Source organism: Streptomyces sp. NPDC004667 (assembly GCF_040609475.1).
In the GTDB taxonomy this organism is placed as follows: domain Bacteria; phylum Actinomycetota; class Actinomycetes; order Streptomycetales; family Streptomycetaceae; genus Streptomyces.
Genome location: NZ_JBEXKC010000007.1, coordinates 26,379 through 44,257 on the forward strand (window position 1 = coordinate 26,379; position 17,879 = coordinate 44,257).

Sequence of the window (17,879 nt, forward strand, 5' to 3'; positions counted from 1 at the left end):
GGTTTACCGGTTCCCGCGGAGTTTGGTGAGGAGCTCTTCGATTTCCCGTTCGGCCTCGGGGTCGAGGAGGCCGCGGGCCCGCATCCAGTCGTCGTTGAAGACGGTGTCCATGTACTTCTCTCCGCCGTCGTTGACGAGGGCGACCATCGTCGTGCCCGGGGGCAGGGAGGGCAGCCGGCTGAGGGCCTCGTGGACCACGCCTCCGGCGGAGCCGCCGATGAGGAGCCCGGTACGGGCGACGGCGCGGCAGGTCGCGAAGGCCTCGACGTCGCCGACCTTGACCCCCTCGTCGATGAGGTCGAAGTCCACGAGGGCGCCTATCTCGGCCCCCTCCGGGGTGCCGGTACCCGACTGGTAGTAGTCGTGGGCCGGGCCGCCGAAGGCGATGGAGCCCTTGGGCTCGACGCCGATGACGGTGAAGCCGGACATGAGGGTGCGCAGCTCCCGGCCCGTGCCGCAGAGGGCGCCGCCGGTGCCGACCGCGCCGATCAGGACGTCGATCCGTCCGCCGAGCGCCTCGTGGAGTTCGTGGGCCACGGGAAAGTATCCGACACCGTTCGCCGGGTTGTTGTGCTGTTCGGTGAAGACGGTGTTGTCCTGCCCGCGGGCCATGTCCTCGGCGAGTTCCTCGCGGGCCGCGGTGGCGAGTTCCTCGGTGCCGTCGTCGACGACGTAGACGAGCTCGGTGCCCAGTGCCTTCATGCCCCGCAGTTTGTCGGGGCAGGCGTGGTGGTCCACGACGGCGGTGAAGGCGTAGCCGCGCTCGGCGGCGATGACCGCCAGGCCCAGGCCGGTGTTGCCCGAGGTGGACTCGACGATCCTGCCGCCGGGCCGGAGTTCGCCCGCCGCCTCGGCGGCGTCGACCATGGCGCGGGCCATGCGGATCTTGGCCGTGCCGGTCGGGTTGAACATCTCCAGTTTCAGCAGCAGGCGGCTGCCGGTCCCGGTGGAGGCCAGTTCCAGCAGGGGGGTGTACCCGACGAGGTCGGATACGCGGGATACCACGGCGGGGCGCTGAAGGGCTCCGGGCATCGGTGACTCCAGTGGGTGGGGGTGGGGACGTCAGGTGAAGTGGCGGTCCAGGCGCCAGCGCGGGCGCGGCGGACCGGTCCGTTCCATGACGACCTTCGGGGGCAGCGGCAGGTCGTGGAAGGGGGACTCGTTGGAGTCCATCTGGTAGCCGGCCGTGTTGGGGTAGACGAGCAGGTCACCGGTGCGGGGGCGGCTAGGGAAGGGGATCTTGCGCCAGGTGAGCAGGTCCGACTCCAGACAGGTGGCCGCGCCGACGCTCGCCGGGAACGTCCCCCGCTCGGCCCGGGGGGTCTGGGGGAGGAGGACGGGGTCGGGCAGGTACTCGCTGTTGAACCACTGTTCGGACAGGCTCAGGCTGGTGCCGTCGACGGTCAGGATCCGGTAGCCCGCGCGTTCCTTGACGCCCTGGACGCGGAAGACCGTGGCTCCGGCCTGGTGGAGCAGGGCCCGTCCGGGCTCCAGGAGCAGCAGGACGCCGGAGTCGGAGAGGAGCCGGGACAGCGGCTGCCCGTGGCCCTCGGGGCGGGTGGCCAGGAGCGCGGCCAGTGCCTCGGGGCCCGCGACGGGGGAGTGGTAGGGGTAGAAGTCGCCGGTGCGGAAGGTCTTCGCGGCGTGGTAGTGACCGCTGTGCTGTTCCGCGAGGAAGCCGTGCCAGCTGTCGGCGTCGGTGTAACTGACCGGCAGGCCGCCGCCGATGCTGATCCGGCTCGCCTCCAGGCCCCGTACCCGCGCCGCGAGGCACAGGCCGACCAGCCGGGCCGCGAGGTCGGCCCGGGGCTGGAGGGCGTAGCCGGAGAGGTGGAAGGAGAACCCCTCCATGCGCAGGGCGCCCCCGGCCCGTACGCAGCGGTCCAGGGCCGTGGCCAGTTCCGGCTCGGAGAGCCCGAAGCGGCTGTGGGGCTGACCGGGCGGCAGACAGCGCAGCAGGATCCGGGCCGGGCGGATCCGCCCGGCGGGCTGTCCGTCGACGAGGGCGACGAGGGCGACGAGCGCGTCGAGTTCGTCCAGGGCGTCGACGGCGATCAGCGCTCCGTGCCGGACGGCCAGGTCCAGCAGCGCCGGGTCCTTCGCGGGCCCGGTGACCACGAGGTGCTCGCCCCGCACGCCGTGGCCGAGGGCCTCGCGCAGCTCGCCGACGGAGGCCACGTCCACGCCGGCCCCGCCGGCCGCGGCGCGTTCGGCGAAGACGGCGGCCTTGTTGGCCTTCTTCGCGAAGTACACGAACCCGTCGACCCCGGCCGAGGCCAGGGCCTCCCGCATGCCCCGCAGGTTGGTGTCGAAGGCCTCGGGCAGCAGGAAGTGGAACGGGCCGCCGAAGGCGTGGGCGAGCTCGGGCAGCAGTCCGCTCGCCAGCACCCGCTCGGTGGCCGCGTCGGGCAGGACCGGCAGGGTGGGCGGGGCGGCGCCGGTCGCGGCGGGACCGGCCGCCCCGGCGGCGGGATCGGGACCCGTCGCGGGACCGGTTTCCGTGGCCGAACCGCTCCCCGTGGCGGAACCGTCCGTCGCCGTCGTGCCGTTCACGCCCACAGCGCGACCTCCGTGCCCAGGCCCTGGGCGAGCGCGAGCTGTGCGAAGCGGTGTCCGAGGGCGATGTCGGTGACGACGAGACCGCTGTTGTAGGCGAAGATCCGCTCGTCGGCGCCGGTCCGTCCCCTGCTCCGCCCGGCGAGCACGGCAGGGAACTCGCCGTCCACCGGCGGGAGTCCGCCGTCGGCGTCGGCCATGTCCGTGCCGGTGACGTTCATCTGCGCCTCGCTCGTGGCGATCACCCGGTCGGCCTCGTGCAGGGTGGACGGCGCCAGCCCGTGGCCGACGAGGACCGCCAGCGCGCCGGGCCGGAGCCAGCCCGCCTCCACCGCGGCCGGGGTGTGGCCGCCCGCGGTGGCGACGATGACGTCGGCGTCGGCGGCGGCCGCCTTCAGGTCGGTGACCAGTTCCACGTCCCGGTCGGGGAAGTGGGCGCGCAGCCGCTCGCGGACGGCGGCGATGCCCTCGGGGTGCGTGCCGGACAGCATCAGCCGGTCCAGGTCCGGGAGGGTGGTCAGCAGGAACGGCAGGGCGAGGCGGCCCTGGGTGCCGGTGCCGATGACCAGGGCGCTGCGGGCCGCCGGAGCGGCGAGTTCGCGGGCCAGCAGCGCGGAGACGGCGGGGGTGCGCAGGGAGCCGATGCGGGAGCAGTCCATCATCGCGACGGGCAGGCCGGTGGCGTCGTCGTAGAGCGTCAGCGCGGTGTAGTAGTGCTGCTCCTCGCGGCCCTTGTCGAGGCCGTGCTTGTAGGAGGTCTTGACGGCGACGACGTCGCGGGAGCCGTCGCGGCCGAGCATCGCGTAGGAGACGGAGTGCCCGTCCGTCGGTTTGACCGTGAGCTTGCGGGGGTTGTCGGACAGGCCGGCGTCGAGGGTGCGGTAGGCGCCTTCCACCGTCTCCACCACGTCGGCCAGGGATATGTCGATCCCGGCGAGGTCGGTGGTGGACAGGACGCGCAGGTGCCGGTCGTCCGCGGTGGCCGGGGCGGGTGCGGAAGCGGTGCCGGGGTTGGTGTCGGTCATGGGGTCGGTCCTCCGGGTGCGGGGCGGGTGGTCAGTTCGCGTGTGCTTCCAGGGCGCTCTGGCCGTAGCCGTGCTCGCCGGCCTCGGCGTCGGGACGGGTGTGGCGGCCGGGTACGCGTACCGAGGCGCGCTTGAGCCAGCGGTCGGTGCCGTCGTAGCGGGCCCGGAAGGGGACGCGGCCGTGCACGACGAGGTCGTTGTCGACGACCAGGACCTCGCCGGGACTGAGGCTGACGGCGACCGAGACCCGGGCCAGTTCCTCGGAGAGCCGGCCGTACGAGGACCGGTACGCCTCGTCGGCCTCCTCCAGCGGGGTGTACGCCGGGTCGAAGCGCAGGGTCATGCCGTCCTCGGTGGCGAAGAGCGCGGGGACGGGCGGTGGTGCCTGGTCGGCGTAGCCCTGGGCCTCGGCGTAGGCGTCGTCGGGCAGGATCGGCACCACGGGCCGGGTGAGGACGTCGACGTCGGCGTCGGTGAGACGGGTGAGGCGGACGCTCGCCGCGGTGGTGGCGATGTGGTCGTGGTTGCGCATGCAGCCGAGCATCAGCAGGTGGGCGCGGCCGGGGTGGAAGGCGTCCTCGGTGTGCGGGCTGAGCAGGACCGAGCTGCTGGCGCCGGTCTGTTCGCTCTCGTGGCCGGGTGAGGGAACGATGTTGTGGACGAAGCGGCCGTCCTGCTGGCCCTCCCAGGCGATGGGGTTGCCCATCACGGTGGCGAGCAGCAGGAGGGCGAGGTCGTACACGGCTCCGCTGTCACCGGCGCTCGCCCATCCCGGGGGAGTGGGGCCGATGGCCGCGTCGTCGACGTCGAGGCCGCGCAGGACGAACAGTCCGTCGGCGGTGTCGACGGGGCGGCACTGGTGGCGCAGGTCCTCGCCGAAGCCGTCGGCCACTTCGCGGACGCGGGCCAGGAGCCGGGGGCTGGTGGCGGAGGTACCGAACTCGGCGAGGAGTTCCTCCGCGGCCCGACGGAGTTCGGCCACGGTGGGGGCATCGAGCTGACGGACGGGGGCGGCTGCCGTGCTCATGGCGAGAAGATCCGTTTCTTCGGATGGCAGGGGGAGCCCGGTTCTCTGGGTGCGCTCTCTCCCGAAGGGATGGCGGGGAGCGTCAACTGGCAAGAAATGAAAGGGAGTTGGAGCCCGTTCGGAAACCTGCGGAACCGGGGAACGCTTCGAACGCTAGCACCGAAGTGAGGTAAGGCAAACCTTACTTGCTGGTCACCTGGGATCGATATTCGGACATGCATCCCATCGCGGACCGTAACTTGCGGGGGTGGTTGTTATTAGGGTAGGCAAACCTAAGCATTCACTCAGTTGCTTCAGCGGAACGAGGGCGTACGTGGACATCAACAGGCGTCAAGTGCTGTGGGCCGGCGGGGCGATGGGCGCGGCGGCCCTGCTCGCCGCCTGCTCCTCGGGAGACGGCGGTACCACGGACGGGAAGGCCGGCGGGGACGCCGCGCCCAAGAGCGGCGGCACGCTCCGTATCGGCGCGCTCGGCCGCGCCGGAGCCATCACCCGCGACCCCCACGGCACCCAGGCCAACGAGAGCGACTACCTCGTCATCGCCCTCGTCTTCGACACCCTCGCCATGCCGGGCGCGAAGACCAACACGGTGCCCCGCCTCGCCGCCTCCTGGGAGCCCTCCGCCGACCTCAAGACCTGGCGCTTCAAGCTCGCCCGGGGCGCCACCTTCCACGACGGCACCCCGGTCACCGCCGAGGACGTCGTCTGGTCGCTGCGCCGGCTGCGCGCCACCCCCTCCGGCGCGGCCCGCCTGCCCGGGGTCAAGGGTCCCGAGAGCATCACCGCCGACGGCGCGGACACGGTCGTCATCGTCTCCGACTACGCCAACGCCGACTTCCCGCTGCTGACGCGCCTGGCCACCTTCGTGATGAAGAAGGACACCCCGGACAACGCCCTCGACAAGGCCCCCGGCACCGGCCCGTTCAAGCTCGACTGGTACCGGGGCGGCAACGCCCGCCTGGTCCGCAACGACAAGTGGTACGGCGGGACCGTGCGCCTCGACGCCATCGAGGTCACCATGTTCGAGACCCCGCAGGCCATGGCCAACGCCCTGCTTGCCGGTCAGATCGACGTGGCCTCCAACGCCGGCGCCGTCGCCGCCCGCACCGCCGCGACCCGCAAGGACATCCAGGTCCTGCGCCGCCCCAACGACATGGCGATGCCGATCGTCATGCGCGCCGCGCCGGGCAGCCCCTTCGCCGACCCGCGCGTACGCGAGGCCGTGCGCCTGGTCGTCGACCGCGAGGCCATGGTCAAGCAGGTCCTCTCCGGCTACGGCACCGTCGCCAACGACATCATGGGCACCGGAGACCCCGCCTACGCCAAGGACGTCCCGCAGCGCAAGCGGGACCTGGAGAAGGCCAAGAAGCTCCTCGCCGAGGCGAACTTCGACCTCTCGAAGACCTACTCCCTCGTCACGACCGAGGACGTCTCCGGACTCGCCGAGTCCGCGACCCTGTTCGCCAACCAGGCCCGCGAGGCCGGAATCAAGGTCGAGGTCGTCAAGCAGGAGTCCGGGGCCTTCTGGGACAAGACCTGGAAGACCGGCGACTTCTACACGACCTACTGGGGCACCAACGACTCCGTGGTCTTCTTCGCCTCCAAGACCATGGTCTCCGAGGCCGGGCAGAACGAGGCCGGCTGGAACGACCCCGCCTTCGACGCCGCCTACCGCAAGGCGACCGCCACCGTCGACGAGAAGGAGCGGGCCGCCGCCCTCAAGGAGCTCCAGCAGATCGAGCACGAGCGCTCCGGCTACCTCCTGTGGGGCATGGCCGACGGCATCGACCTCGCCGCCGCCAAGGTCAAGGGCCTGCCCACGCTGCCCGGTTACGGCCGCGTCCAGCTGGAGAACGCGTGGCTGGCCTGAGCCGCCCGGCCCCGGACCCCGCACCTGCCTCCCCCCGAACCCCGGGGGAGGCAGGTGCGGCGCGCCGCGTCCGCCCCCTGCTGCGCCTCGCGGCCGCGGTGGCCCGCCGGGCCCTGATGCTGGTCCTCCTGCTGGCCCTGGTGTTCGCCGCGGTCGAGCTGCTGCCCGGCGACGCGGCGAGCGCGAGCTCCGAGCGGGGGGACAGCGCCGCCGACGTCGCGGCCCGCCGGCACCTGCTCGGCCTCGACCGCCCGGTCTGGGAGCGCTTCGCCGACTGGATGACCGCCCTGCCCACCGGGGACCTCGGCACCAGCGCGCGCGGGCAGAAGGTCACCGACCTCCTCGCCGACCCGCTCCCCAACACCCTCCTGCTCGGCGGCACGGCCTTCCTCCTCACCGTCCTCGCCTCGCTCGCCCTGGGCTGCTGGGCCGCCTGCCGCCCCGGCCGGCTCACCGACCGGATCGTCTCGCACGCCGCCACCGCCGCCTTCGCCGTACCCGAGTTCGTCGTCGCCGTCGGGCTCCTCCTCGTCCTGGCCCTGTGGACCGGCTGGCTGCCCGCCGTCACCGTCACCGGCGCCGACGGAGCGCCCGGCTCTTGGACCATGCTGGTCATGCCGGTCCTGGCGCTGGTGATCCCGCAGACCGGCTGGAACACCCGGATCGTCCGAGGGGCCCTCGCCGACCAGGCCCGCACCCCGCACGTGGAGGCGGCCCACCTCGACGGGCTGCCCGTGCACCGGGTCGTCCTGCGCCACGCGCTGCCCGGCGCGGTCCCCGCGATCGCCACGGGCATCGCGACCTCCACCGGCATGCTGCTCGGCGGCGCCGTCGTGGTGGAGACCCTCTTCAACTACCCGGGCGTCGGCAGCGTCCTGGCCTCGGCGGTCAGCAGCCGCGACACCCCGCTCATCGCGGGCGTCGTCGCCTGCGCGGGCGCCGCCATCAGCCTCGTCCTGCTGGCCGCCGACCTGCTGCGGGACCGCATCCTGGGAGACCGCCCGTGACCGCAGCCGCCGACACCCCCGCCGACACCCCAGCCGACGTGCCGGCCGGTACCGCCGCCGGTGTGCCCGCCGATCCGCCTGCCGGCACCTCCGCCGACGTGTCCCCCGCCCCCGCCCCAGGTGTTCCCGTGGGCTTCCGGGACGGTGCCGTCGGCGATCCGGGCGGGCGCCCGGCCGGTGGCGGGGCCCGCGGCCGGACCCTGCGCCGGATCGCCCCCGGCCTGCTCCTGGTGCTGCTGGCCCTCACCGGGCCGTGGCTCGCCGCGCACCCCCTCGACAGCCCGATCACCGCCCCCTACGCCGCCGCAGGGGACGGAGCCGTACTGGGCGGGGACCAGCTCGGGCGCGACGTGCTGAGCCGGCTGCTCCACGGGGGCGGCGCCCTGATCGGCGGCGCCCTCCTCATCGCCGTCGTCGTCACCCTGCTCGCCACCGTGCTCGGCTGCTTCGCGGTCCTGCACCCCACGCTCGGCCGCGCCGTGGAACGCGCCGCCGACGTCCTCATCCTGCTCCCGCCGGTCCTCGGCATCATGCTCATCGCCCTGGCCTGGCCGGGCGGCGGCCGGTGGGCCGTCATAGCGGCCGCGGTGGTCCTCGGCACCCCGTACGCCGTGCGCATCGTCGCCTCCGCCGCGGCGCCCCTGGCCCGCGCCGGCTACGTGGAGGCCGCCACCGCCCGCGGAGAGCGGCTGTCCTACATCGCCCTGCGCGAGCTGCTGCCCAACCTGCGCTCCACCGTGCTCGCCCTGTTCGGCCTGCGGTTCGTGGAGGCCGTGTACGTCATCTCGATGGCCGGCTTCCTCCAGATCGGCCCGCAGCCCCCCGCCGCGGACTGGGCCCTGATGGTCCGTGAGAACGCGCCCGGCATCCTGCTCAACCCCTGGGCCGTGCTCGCCCCCAGCCTCGCCATCGCCGTCCTCGCCATCAGCTTCAACCTCGCCTCGGCCTCCCTCTCCTCCCGTGCCTCCCGTCCTTCCCGCTCCTCCCGCAAGGCGGTCACCACCTCGTGAGCGACCTCGACCAGAGCCCCGACACCTCCGAAGCCCCCGCCGCCGTGGTCCGCGGCCTGGAGATCGGCGTCCCGGGCGGGCCGGTCCTGTTGCGGCCGGTCTCCCTGACCGTTCCGGCGGGCCGGATCACCGCCCTGACCGGCCCCTCCGGGTCCGGGAAGACCACCTTGCTGCGCGCGCTGACCGGCCACCTCCCCGAGGGCGCCGCCGTCACCGCGGGAACCCTGGAGGTGCTGGGGACCGAGCCGGTCTCCCTCGGCGCCGGGGAACTGCGCCTGCTGCGCCGTACCCGGATCGCCTACGTCGGCCAGGACCCCGGCTCCGCCCTCAACCCCCGCATGCGGATCCGCCGGATCGTCGCGGAGACCGCCGTCGACCCGGGCGCGGCGGCCGTCCTCGCCCTGCTGCGCGAATGCCGGCTCCCCGTCGACGACGGCCTGCCCGAGCGCCGGCCCACCGCCGTCTCCGGCGGGCAGCAGCGGCGCGTGGCCCTGGCCAGGGCGCTGGCCCGCGAGCCGGAGCTGCTGCTGCTGGACGAGCCCACGGCCGGGCTGGACCCCGCCCTGCGCGACGAGATCGGCGTGCTGCTGAGGCAACTGGCCGCCGCCCGCGGGCTGACCGTCGTGATGGCCTGCCACGACCCCGAACTGGTCGAAGCCTGCGCCGACCGGGTGGTCCGGCTCCCGGGCCCGCCGCAGCCGCAGCCGGGCTCCCGGCCCCGGCCCCCGTCCGTACGATCCCCTGTGACGCCCCCGAGGTCCGCCCCGTCCGCCGCCCCGGTGCCCGCCGGGCCCGCGGGCGGGCTCCGCGCCCGCGGGGTCGGCGTGGCCTTCGCACACCGGGCCGGGCGCCACCGGGCCCTGGACGCCGTGGACTTCGACGCGGAACCCGGCACGGCCACGGCCGTCGTCGGCCCCTCCGGCTCCGGCAAGACCACCCTGCTGCGCGTACTGGCCGGGCTCCACGCCCCCGACTCCGGCACGCTCACCCTGGACGGTGCCCCGCTCGCCGCCACGGCCCGCCGACGTGCCCGGGAGCACCGCCGCAGGGTGCAGCTGGTCCCGCAGAACCCGCTGGACGCGCTGAACCCGGCCCGCACGGTGGGCTCCGCCCTGGCGCGGCCCCTGCGGCTGCACGGGGGGCCGCCGCGGGGTCCCCGTAGCACCGCGGCGGTCGCCCGGCTCCTCGAACAGGTGGAACTGCCCGCCGAGTTCGCGGCCCGCTACCCGGCCGAGCTGTCCGGTGGGCAGCGCCAGCGGGTCTCCCTCGCCCGCGCCCTGGCCACCGAGCCGGACGTGCTGCTGTGCGACGAGATCACCTCGGCCCTGGACCCGGACACCTCCGTCGCGGTCATGGAGCTGCTGCGTCGCCTGCGGGCCGAACGGCGGATGACGGTGGTCCTGGTCAGCCACGAGCCGGACCTGGTCGCCGCCTACACGCGGACCGCACACCTGCTGGAGGCGGGCAGGCTGTCCGCGGCCGGTCCCACGGAGGTGGTCCTGGCCGGGCGGTGACGTCCCTCCTGCCGACCTCCCCGCCTGGGCCGGCCGGCCGATCCACGCGTTGCGCGGCGGCCGGCCGCGGGGGAGGGTCGGTGGGGGTTCCCTCGCAGGAAGGCCGGACCATGCCCATCGCCACCGTCAACCCCACCACCGGCATCACGCTGCTGACCTTCGACGAGCTCGACGCCGACGGCATCGAGCTCGCCCTGGCCGAGGCCGCACGGACCGCCGCCTCCTACCGCCGCACCACCTTCGCCGAACGCTCCGCGCTGCTCGTCCGCGCCGCCGACCTCCTGGAGGCCGAGGCGGAGGACATCGCCCGCACCATGACCATCGAGATGGGCAAGCCCCTCGCCGCGGCCCGCGCCGAGGCCCTCAAGTGCGTGAAGGCGATGCGCTGGTACGCCGACCGCGCCGAGTCCCTCCTCGCCGACGAGCGGCCCGCCGACGGTGACGTGGCCGACGCGGGAGCCGCGGCCGTCCGGGTGAGCTACCGGCCGATCGGCGTCGTCCTCGCCGTGATGCCCTGGAACTTCCCGCTCTGGCAGGTCGTGCGCTTCGCCGCGCCCGCCCTGATGGCAGGCAACGTCGGTCTGCTCAAACACTCCTCGAACGTCCCCCAGACGGCCCTGTACCTCGGGGACCTCTTCGAACGGGCGGGCTTCCCGCGCGGCTGCTTCCAGACCCTGCTGATCGGTTCGGCCGCGGTCGAGGCGGTCCTGCGCGACCCTCGGGTGGCCGCCGCCACGCTGACCGGCAGCGAACCGGCCGGCCGCGCGGTCGCCTCCGTCGCGGGGGACGAGGTGAAGAAGACCGTCCTGGAACTCGGCGGCAGCGACCCGTACATCGTGATGCCCTCGGCCGACGTGGCCCGCGCGGCCCGCACCGCCGTGACCGCCCGGGTGCAGAACAACGGCCAGTCCTGCATCGCCGCCAAGCGGTTCATCGTCCACACCGACGTCTACGACGAGTTCGCCCGGCTCTTCACGGCCGGCATGGCCGCCCTGACCGTCGGCGACCCGATGCTCGCGTCCACCGACGTCGGCCCGCTGGCCACCGAGGCGGGGCGCGCGGACGTGGAGGAGCTCGTCGAGGACGCCGTCCGGCAGGGGGCCACGGTGTTGTGCGGCGGCGGACGCCCCTCCGGTCTGCCGAACGGCTGGTTCTACGAGCCCACGGTCCTGGCCGACGTCACCCCGGCCATGCGGATCGACCTGGAGGAGACCTTCGGCCCCGTGGCCACCCTGTACCGGGTGGGCAGCCTGGACGAGGCGGTGGAGCGGGCCAACCACACGCCCTTCGGCCTGAGCTCCAACGTGTGGACCCGCGACGAGGCCGAGCTCGAACGCTTCGCCCGCGATCTGGAGGCCGGCGGTGTCTTCGTCAACGGTATGACCGCCTCCCACCCGGCGCTGCCCTTCGGCGGGGTCAAGCGCTCCGGGTACGGGCGGGAGCTGTCCGGGCACGGCATCCGGGAGTTCTGCAACATCACCACCGTGTGGCGGGCAGCGGATCCGCGCTGAGCGGGTGGTCGGCGCCGCCCGGCGGCGCGTCCACCGGTTCCATCAGGCCGACGACGTGGTCGGTGACCAGGTCGAGGAGGTCGGCCGTGGCCCTGGCGTCCCCGAGCACGAGGGCGTTCAGGGTCATTCCGTCGGTCATGGCGGCCAGGTAGCGGGCCAGCACGGTGACCGGCACGCGCGGTGCGAGCCGCATGTCGCGGCCCAGCTGCCCCAGCAGCTCCTCGTACGTCTCGCAGTACAGCTCGTACTGGCGGCGCGCCAGGTGCTCGAACCCGGGCCGGCGCAGGGCGTACTGGGTGAGCTCGTAGGTCAGCATGTGCTCGCCGGGCCGGTCGCAGACGTGGTCCCAGTACGCCTGGAAGCCGGCCCGGACCGTCTCGCGCAGGGTGGGCTTCGGGCGGATCGCCTCCCGCACCACCGTGATGTAGTGGGCCGTGATCGCCTCGATGACGGATTCGAGGAGGGCCTGCTTGGACGCGAAGCAGTAGTGGAAGACGCTCAGGGACACCCCCGCCTCGGCGGCGATGGAGCGGGTCGTGGTCCGGGCGACGCCGTCGCGGGTCATCGCGCGGATCGCCGCTTCGGTCAGCTGGCGGCGCCGCTCGGCCGAGGGCATCCGGGCCATGGGGGTCCTTTCGGTGCTGTACGCGTGCGGGTTCGGCTACGGCTACGACTACGGATACGGCTGCGGGGCGGGGAACGCGGCGGGGAACGCGGCGGGGAACGCGGCGGGGCCGGACGGCCGGGAGGACCCGGCCGTCCGGCCCCGCCTGGCGTCAGCCGCCGTAGACGCCCACCTCATGGAGCGAGTAGCCCCACTGGGTGCCGCGCTGCACGCCGTGGACGCGCACGTAGCGGGCCGGGGTGGCGGCGAACCGGGCGGTGTCCACCCCGCCGTCGCCGGTCGTGGTGGACCAGGCCGTCTGCCAGTTGCTGCCGTCGGGCGAGACCTCGATGCGGTACGACTTCGCGTACGCGGCCTCCCAGTCGAGGGTGACGCGCCGGATCGTGTGCGTCGACCCGAGGTCGAACTGCACCCACTGGTCGTCGTTCCACTCGCTGGCCCAGCGGGTGCCGGTGTCCCCGTCGACGGCCTTGCCCGGCGAGTAGTCGACGAAGGGGTTCCACCACTCGGTGGAGCTGGCCGAGGCGGGGGTCCGGGAGGCGAGGTTGACCTCGGCCCGGTGGCTCTCCGTGGCCCCCCAGGTGTGCAGGTAGGACTCGGCGCCCCGCATCAGGTCGTCGACCACGCCCTGGCCGCCGACCTGCTTGATGTCCTCGATCCAGTCGGGGACCATGCCGTACTGCGCGGCCCCGTCGGTGTTGATGTCCCAGGTCCGCGAGCCGGCGGTCTGCCGGTCGACGACCGAGCCGCCGTCGGCGGTGCGGAAGGGGTAGCGGACCGGGTTGGGGGTGTTCGCGCCGCGGGGACCCGGCCAGCCGCCGACCCCGTTCATGTCGGTGCCGTACCCGTAGCCCACGTTGTACTTGTCCCGCAGGGCCTTGGTCCGGGCCGCCTCGGCGGTGAAGCCCTCGGATCCGCTCATGTACTGGGCGGCGAACCCGCCGAGCTTGTACAGCCGCTCGGTCCAGCCCAGGTCCATCCAGCTGTGCGAGGAGATCACGCCGGGGTAGGACTCGGACTCCATGATGTCGAAGGCCTGGCCCGCGGCCTTGACGCCCATGTGGTCGATCTCCAGCATCATGTTGCGCTTCATCATGCCGCGCACCGCGTAGGCGCCGAGGTCGGTCAGCCCGCGCGAGTTGCACTGCGCGCCGTCGGCGTAGGAGGGCACCGAGACGCCCGCCGGGAGCTCCTTCTGGGCCTGTGGAGCCGGTGCGAGGCCGATGGGGTTGTCGTGCTGGGGGCCGGTGCACTGCTCGGTCTTCCAGAAGGTGCCGGTGGACAGGAACTGCCCCACGTTGATCGCGGTGCCGAGCGCGCCCTCGTCGAAGCGGACGCCGCACAGGGCGTTGTCGAACTTGTGGCACAGGAACATGCTGCGCACGCCGAGTCCGTACAGCTCGTCCAGGCCGCGGTCGATGTCCGCCTTGCTGCACTGGGCGACGTCCAGGATCTGCTTGCAGCCGAAGGGCTCGGAGGTCTCCACCCCGAGGACGACGGCCAGCTTGCCCTGCTTGACCACCTCACGGGCCTGGGCGGAGTCGGTGACGATCCGGAACCAGCCCTTTCCGGGGCCGCCGTACATCTTGTCGATGTAGGCCTGCATGTCGTACGTCTTCTGGGCCTCCAGGCGGATGGCCGTCATCTCGTCGCAGCCGCGGTCCTTGAAGAAGTAGACCGAGCAGATCACGCCGTTGGTGACGAGGTCGTTGACGAGGACGCGCTCGCCGCCGCGCCAGGCGCGCTCGATCCAGGCGTAGTAGTTCTGCTGGTGGGTGAGCGAGTCGTGGGCGGGCCAGTCCTTGAAGGTGGGCCAGCCGACGGGGTCGTGCTTGCCGTCCCCGCCCTTGGTGATCATGTCGAAGACGGCGAGGGAGCCGTCGGGGTAGTGCTCGGGGCAGTCCTTGAGCGCGTCGGCGACCCCGAGTTCGGAGAAGGCCTTGCCGCAGATCAGGCGGCCGCCGAAGCCCTCGTTGGCCATGATGTGGTCGTGGGCGTCGACGAAGCCGCGGACCCGTCCCTGGTCGTCGGTGCCCTTGAAGGGCTCGCCGGTGACGTTGATGTCGGCGTCGGGTTGCGGGCGTGCGGTCGGGGTCCACCAGCCGGCGTCGGCCGAGGAGCTGGGCACGGGCCCCAGCACCATGGCCAGTACGGCGGCGAGGAGCAGCGACAGGAGTGCGAAGGGGCGGCGCCTGCGGCGGGGCCGCGGCGGGCGTGGAGAGCGAGGGTGAGGGGTCAAGGTCATCACTCGTGTCTTCGGTCGGCGGTGGGGCGCGGTCGAATTCCGGGCATGAATTGTCATGCCCCGCACAACGGTGCGTCGAGAATCGCGAGTGGCGCGAGAGGAGTCAAGAGTCCGGGACAGATGACCTGATGAGGCTCCGGCCACCCTCCAGGCCGGTGCGGACGGGACCGCCGGCCCCGGCACGGCGCGGAGCTCGGGGGTTCCGCCAGCGTCCCGGCATTCGAAACGATCTGTCTCGAATGCCGACACGAACGTAATGTGGCCGCATGAACGCCCAGCGAATACCCCGCAGTTGGAGGATGCTCGCCCTGGGTACCGGTGGTCAGACCGCCGGTACCACCGCGCTCTACGGGCTGCCCTACCTGCTCCCCGCCCTCCAGGAGGAGCTGGGGCTCTCCCTGGCCGGCGCCGGGCTGCTCGTCTCCTGCCCGGTCTTCGGGATCCTCCTCGGCCTGATCGGCTGGGGAGCCGTCGCCGACCGGTACGGCGAGCGGCTGGCCCTGACCGCCGGGTTGCTCGCCGCCGCCGGGGCCCTGGCCGGCGCCGCCGCCGTCCGGGGAGCGGTCCCGCTGGGCGCGCTGCTGGTCCTGGCGGGCGCCGCCGGATGCTCCGTCAACTCCGCCTCCGGCCGCCTGGTCATCGGCTGGTTCCCGCCCGCCCGGCGCGGTATCGCGATGGGGGTGCGGCAGGCCTCGCAGCCGCTCGGCACCGCGCTGGCCGCCGCGGTCTTCCCACCGCTGGCCCACCTCGCGGGCCTGGCCGGGGCCTTCGGGTTCTGCGCGGCGCTGTGCGGGGCGGCCGGGGCGGCGATCGCCCTGCGCGCCGTCGATCCGCCGCGCCCCGTGAAGCGGGAGGGCACCCGGACGCCCGCGCCCTACCGGGGCGGCTACCTTTGGCGGATCCACGCGGCGGCCGGACTGCTGTGCGTGCCGCAGTTCGTGGTCACCGGGTTCTCCCTGCTGTTCCTGACGCAGGCGCGCGGCTGGTCCGTCGGCGCGGCCGCCGGCGTGCTGGCCGTGGCCAACCTGGCCGGGGCCGGAGTGCGGCTGTTCGCCGGCTGGTGGTCCGACCGGTCCGGCAGCCGGATCGCTCCGATGCGCGCCCTGGCCGCGGCCACCGTCGTCGACCTCGGCCTGCTCGCGGCGGGTACCGCCTGGGACTCGCCCGCCGCGCCGGTGGCGCTGCTGCTGGCCTGTGGGCTCACGGTGAGCACCAACGGGCTGCACAACACGGCGGTCGCCGAATACGCGGGCCCCGACTGGGCGGGCCGCGTCCTGGGGGTGCACGGGATGGCGCAGCACGCCGCGGTGGTGCTCGTACCGCCGCTGGCGGGAGCCCTGGTCGCGGGCCACGGCTACGTCGCCGCGTTCGCCCTGGCGGCGGCCTTCCCCCTGCTGGCCGTGGCGCTGCTCCCGGCGGCCGACCGCGGCGCGCGGTGGCCCGGCCCGGAGGCCGTCCCGGACCCCGCCCCCGGCGCGGGCACGCGGGCCGGGGCGGGACCGCCTATCGTCGAGTCATGAGCGAGACGGTCGTGGTGTACGAGTACCCCTCCGGGGACTCCCCGCCCGGGGACTCCGCCTCCGGGGACGAACGCCCCCCGCTGCGGGTGCACGCGGCGCCCGCGGCCCCGGGCCGGACCTCCGTCCGCGGGCCGAGGACCCTGTGCGGCCGGGACACCTTCGCCATGGAGACGGCCCCCTGGCGGCCCGCCGAACACCCGGACGCCCCCTGGTACCCGCCGCGGTACGCCGACCGGGTCTGCCCCGCCTGCGACGACGCGGCCGGCTAGCGCCGACCGCGCCGACACGCGGCCGCGCAGAGGCGGGTCAGTTGCCGGGAGCCATGTCGTACGTGACCCACATCGTCCGCGTGGCCACCTGGTCGTACTTGGCGCGCGCCCGGTGGTTGTCGTCGGCGGTGATCCAGCGCACCACGCTCCACCCGCGCTCCCCGGCCAGCGCGCGCAGCGCCCCCAGCAGCAGGTCGGCGGCCCCGGAGCCCCGGTGCTCCGGGGCCACGAACAGGTCGTCCAGGAAGCAGCCCACCGTCGCGGACAGCGGCCGGGCGAAGGGCCGGTAGTGGGCCAGCCCCAGGAGGCGGCCCGAGGCGTCCTCGGCGACCAGCGCGCCGACCTCGTGCCCGGGGTCGTTCACCCACGCCCACACCGTCTCGGCCGCCTCCTCGGTCTGCTCCACGCGGTAGAAGTCGGCGTAGCCGCGGTAGAGGGCACGCCACTGGTCGAAGTCCCCGGGACGGACGGCGCGGACGGTGATGTCGGACATGGCGGTGCGGCTCCTGTGATCGGGGGCGGGTGCGCGGGCGGAGGGGTCCTCCTCCGCCGAGGCAACCGATCATGCGGGAGCCGCGCGCCGCGCGGGCCTGCCACCGTGTCGAAACGCCGGCCGCGAGCCCGCCGCCGTGGACAGGTCGGCGGGGCCCGCAGGGGGTGCGCGGGGCGCACGGGATCCCTCAGCAGATCCGCGGCAGCTGCTCCCCGACCGGCAGGTCGACCACCCGGGTGCCGCCGAGTCCGGTCCGCGCCACGACCAGGCCCGGGTGATCGGCGACGACCTCGCCGATCACCGCCGCGTTCCGGCCCAGCGGATGGGCGCGCAGGGCGTCGAGGACGGCGTCGGCGTGCTCGCGGGGCACGAACGCGACGAGCTTGCCCTCGTTGGCCACGTAGAGCGGGTCGAGTCCGAGGATCGCGCAGGCGTTCGCGACGGCCTCCGGGACCGGGACGCGGCCCTCGTGGAGGACGACCCCGGTGCCGGAGGCGGCCGCGATCTCGTTCAGGGAGGCCGCCAGGCCGCCCCGGGTGGGGTCGCGCAGGACGTGCAGGTCCGGGGTGACCGCGAGCATGCTCTGTACGAGCCCGCCCAGGGCCGCGCAGTCGCTCTCGATGTCGACGCCGAACTCCAGGCCCTCGCGGACGCTCATGATCGCGACGCCGTGCAGGCCGATCTCGCCGCTGACGATCACCACGTCGCCGGGGACCACCCGCTGCGGGCGCAGGTCCACCCCCTGCGGGATCAGCCCGATCCCCGCGGTGTTGACGTAGATCCCGTCCCCGTGGCCCGCCTCGACGACCTTGGTGTCCCCGGTGACGATCTCCACGCCCGCGGTCCGCGCGGCCGCGCCCATGGCCTCGGCCACGCGCGCCACCACGGACATCTCGACCCCCTCCTCCAGGATGAACCCGCAGGACAGGTAGGCCGCGCGGGCGCCGCTCATGGCCAGGTCGTTGACCGTGCCGTTGACCGCCAGGTCCCCGATGCTCCCGCCCGGGAAGAACAGCGGGCGCACGACGTAGGAGTCGGTGGAGAAGGCCAGGCGTACGCCGCCCAGCGAGACGGCCGCCGAGTCCCCGAGCCGGTCCAGCGCCTCGCCGCCGAAGGCGGGGGCGAACAGGTGCTGGACCAGTTCCGCGGAGAGCGCGCCGCCCCCGCCGTGCCCCATCACCACCCGGGGGTGGTCGCGCAGGGGGGC

At 74.0% G+C, this 17,879-nt stretch carries 15 protein-coding genes; 7 read left to right on the top strand and 8 right to left on the bottom strand.

Annotated elements, in window-relative coordinates; translation table 11 throughout:
- Positions 1–3: 3 nt before the first annotated feature.
- From ABZW32_RS05905 to ABZW32_RS05920, 4 genes are all read right to left on the bottom strand, one after another.
- Positions 4–1,032: a cysteine synthase family protein gene (locus ABZW32_RS05905; RefSeq protein ID WP_356211685.1), complete on the bottom strand. Its 1,029-nt coding sequence runs from the start codon at positions 1,030–1,032 to the stop codon at positions 4–6.
- A gap of 30 nt (positions 1,033–1,062) precedes the next feature.
- Complete coding sequence (locus ABZW32_RS05910) at positions 1,063–2,421, bottom strand: Y4yA family PLP-dependent enzyme (RefSeq protein WP_356211927.1); 1,359 nt, start codon at positions 2,419–2,421, stop codon at positions 1,063–1,065.
- A 128-nt stretch (positions 2,422–2,549) separates the two neighbouring features.
- Positions 2,550–3,581 carry an ornithine cyclodeaminase family protein gene (locus ABZW32_RS05915; protein ID WP_356211687.1) on the bottom strand — a complete coding sequence of 344 codons (1,032 nt, stop codon included), beginning with the start codon at positions 3,579–3,581 and terminating at the stop codon, positions 2,550–2,552.
- Positions 3,582–3,612: 31 nt separating this feature from the next.
- The gene (locus ABZW32_RS05920) at positions 3,613–4,608 is read right to left on the bottom strand and encodes a TauD/TfdA family dioxygenase (RefSeq protein WP_356211689.1); all 996 of its coding nucleotides are present in this window, start codon (positions 4,606–4,608) and stop codon (positions 3,613–3,615) included.
- A gap of 313 nt (positions 4,609–4,921) precedes the next feature.
- On the opposite strand from ABZW32_RS05920, the gene ABZW32_RS05925 reads away from it, so the two are divergent.
- The 5 genes from ABZW32_RS05925 (at position 4,922) to ABZW32_RS05945 (ending at position 11,520) form a co-directional block, all read left to right on the top strand.
- Positions 4,922–6,478, top strand: coding sequence for an ABC transporter substrate-binding protein (locus ABZW32_RS05925; RefSeq protein WP_356211692.1), 1,557 nt, complete (start codon positions 4,922–4,924; stop codon positions 6,476–6,478).
- A complete protein-coding gene (locus ABZW32_RS05930; protein WP_356211694.1) occupies positions 6,466–7,485 on the top strand; it encodes an ABC transporter permease in 1,020 nt (339 codons plus the stop codon). The genes ABZW32_RS05925 and ABZW32_RS05930 overlap by 13 nt, the downstream gene beginning before the upstream one ends.
- 200 nt (positions 7,486–7,685) lie before the next feature.
- The gene (locus ABZW32_RS05935) at positions 7,686–8,495 is read left to right on the top strand and encodes an ABC transporter permease subunit (protein WP_356211930.1); all 810 of its coding nucleotides are present in this window, start codon (positions 7,686–7,688) and stop codon (positions 8,493–8,495) included.
- Complete coding sequence (locus ABZW32_RS05940; protein WP_356211697.1) at positions 8,492–10,009, top strand: ATP-binding cassette domain-containing protein; 1,518 nt, start codon at positions 8,492–8,494, stop codon at positions 10,007–10,009. Before ABZW32_RS05935 ends, ABZW32_RS05940 begins: the two co-directional genes overlap by 4 nt.
- Before the next feature lie 110 nt (positions 10,010–10,119).
- Entirely contained in the window at positions 10,120–11,520 is a 1,401-nt protein-coding gene (locus tag ABZW32_RS05945) for an NADP-dependent succinic semialdehyde dehydrogenase (RefSeq protein WP_356211699.1), read from the top strand.
- Here ABZW32_RS05945 and ABZW32_RS05950 read toward each other — a convergent pair.
- Positions 11,486–12,145: a TetR/AcrR family transcriptional regulator gene (locus ABZW32_RS05950; protein WP_356211701.1), complete on the bottom strand. Its 660-nt coding sequence runs from the start codon at positions 12,143–12,145 to the stop codon at positions 11,486–11,488. The genes ABZW32_RS05945 and ABZW32_RS05950 overlap by 35 nt on opposite strands.
- A 151-nt stretch (positions 12,146–12,296) precedes the next feature.
- The gene (locus ABZW32_RS05955; protein WP_356211933.1) at positions 12,297–14,288 is read right to left on the bottom strand and encodes a discoidin domain-containing protein; all 1,992 of its coding nucleotides are present in this window, start codon (positions 14,286–14,288) and stop codon (positions 12,297–12,299) included.
- 368 nt (positions 14,289–14,656) lie between these two features.
- Here ABZW32_RS05955 and ABZW32_RS05960 point away from each other — a divergent pair, with 368 nt between their 5' ends.
- Positions 14,657–15,910, top strand: a complete 1,254-nt coding sequence (locus ABZW32_RS05960; RefSeq protein WP_356211703.1) for an MFS transporter — start codon at positions 14,657–14,659, stop codon at positions 15,908–15,910.
- A complete protein-coding gene (locus tag ABZW32_RS05965; RefSeq protein WP_356211706.1) occupies positions 15,907–16,179 on the top strand; it encodes a hypothetical protein in 273 nt (90 codons plus the stop codon). Before ABZW32_RS05960 ends, ABZW32_RS05965 begins: the two co-directional genes overlap by 4 nt.
- A gap of 37 nt (positions 16,180–16,216) precedes the next feature.
- On the opposite strand, the gene ABZW32_RS05970 is transcribed toward ABZW32_RS05965, so the two are convergent.
- Positions 16,217–16,672: a GNAT family N-acetyltransferase gene (locus tag ABZW32_RS05970; RefSeq protein ID WP_356211708.1), complete on the bottom strand. Its 456-nt coding sequence runs from the start codon at positions 16,670–16,672 to the stop codon at positions 16,217–16,219.
- Positions 16,673–16,859: 187 nt separating this feature from the next.
- A complete protein-coding gene (gene hypE / locus ABZW32_RS05975) occupies positions 16,860–17,849 on the bottom strand; it encodes a hydrogenase expression/formation protein HypE (protein WP_356211936.1) in 990 nt (329 codons plus the stop codon).
- Positions 17,850–17,879: the final 30 nt, after the last annotated feature.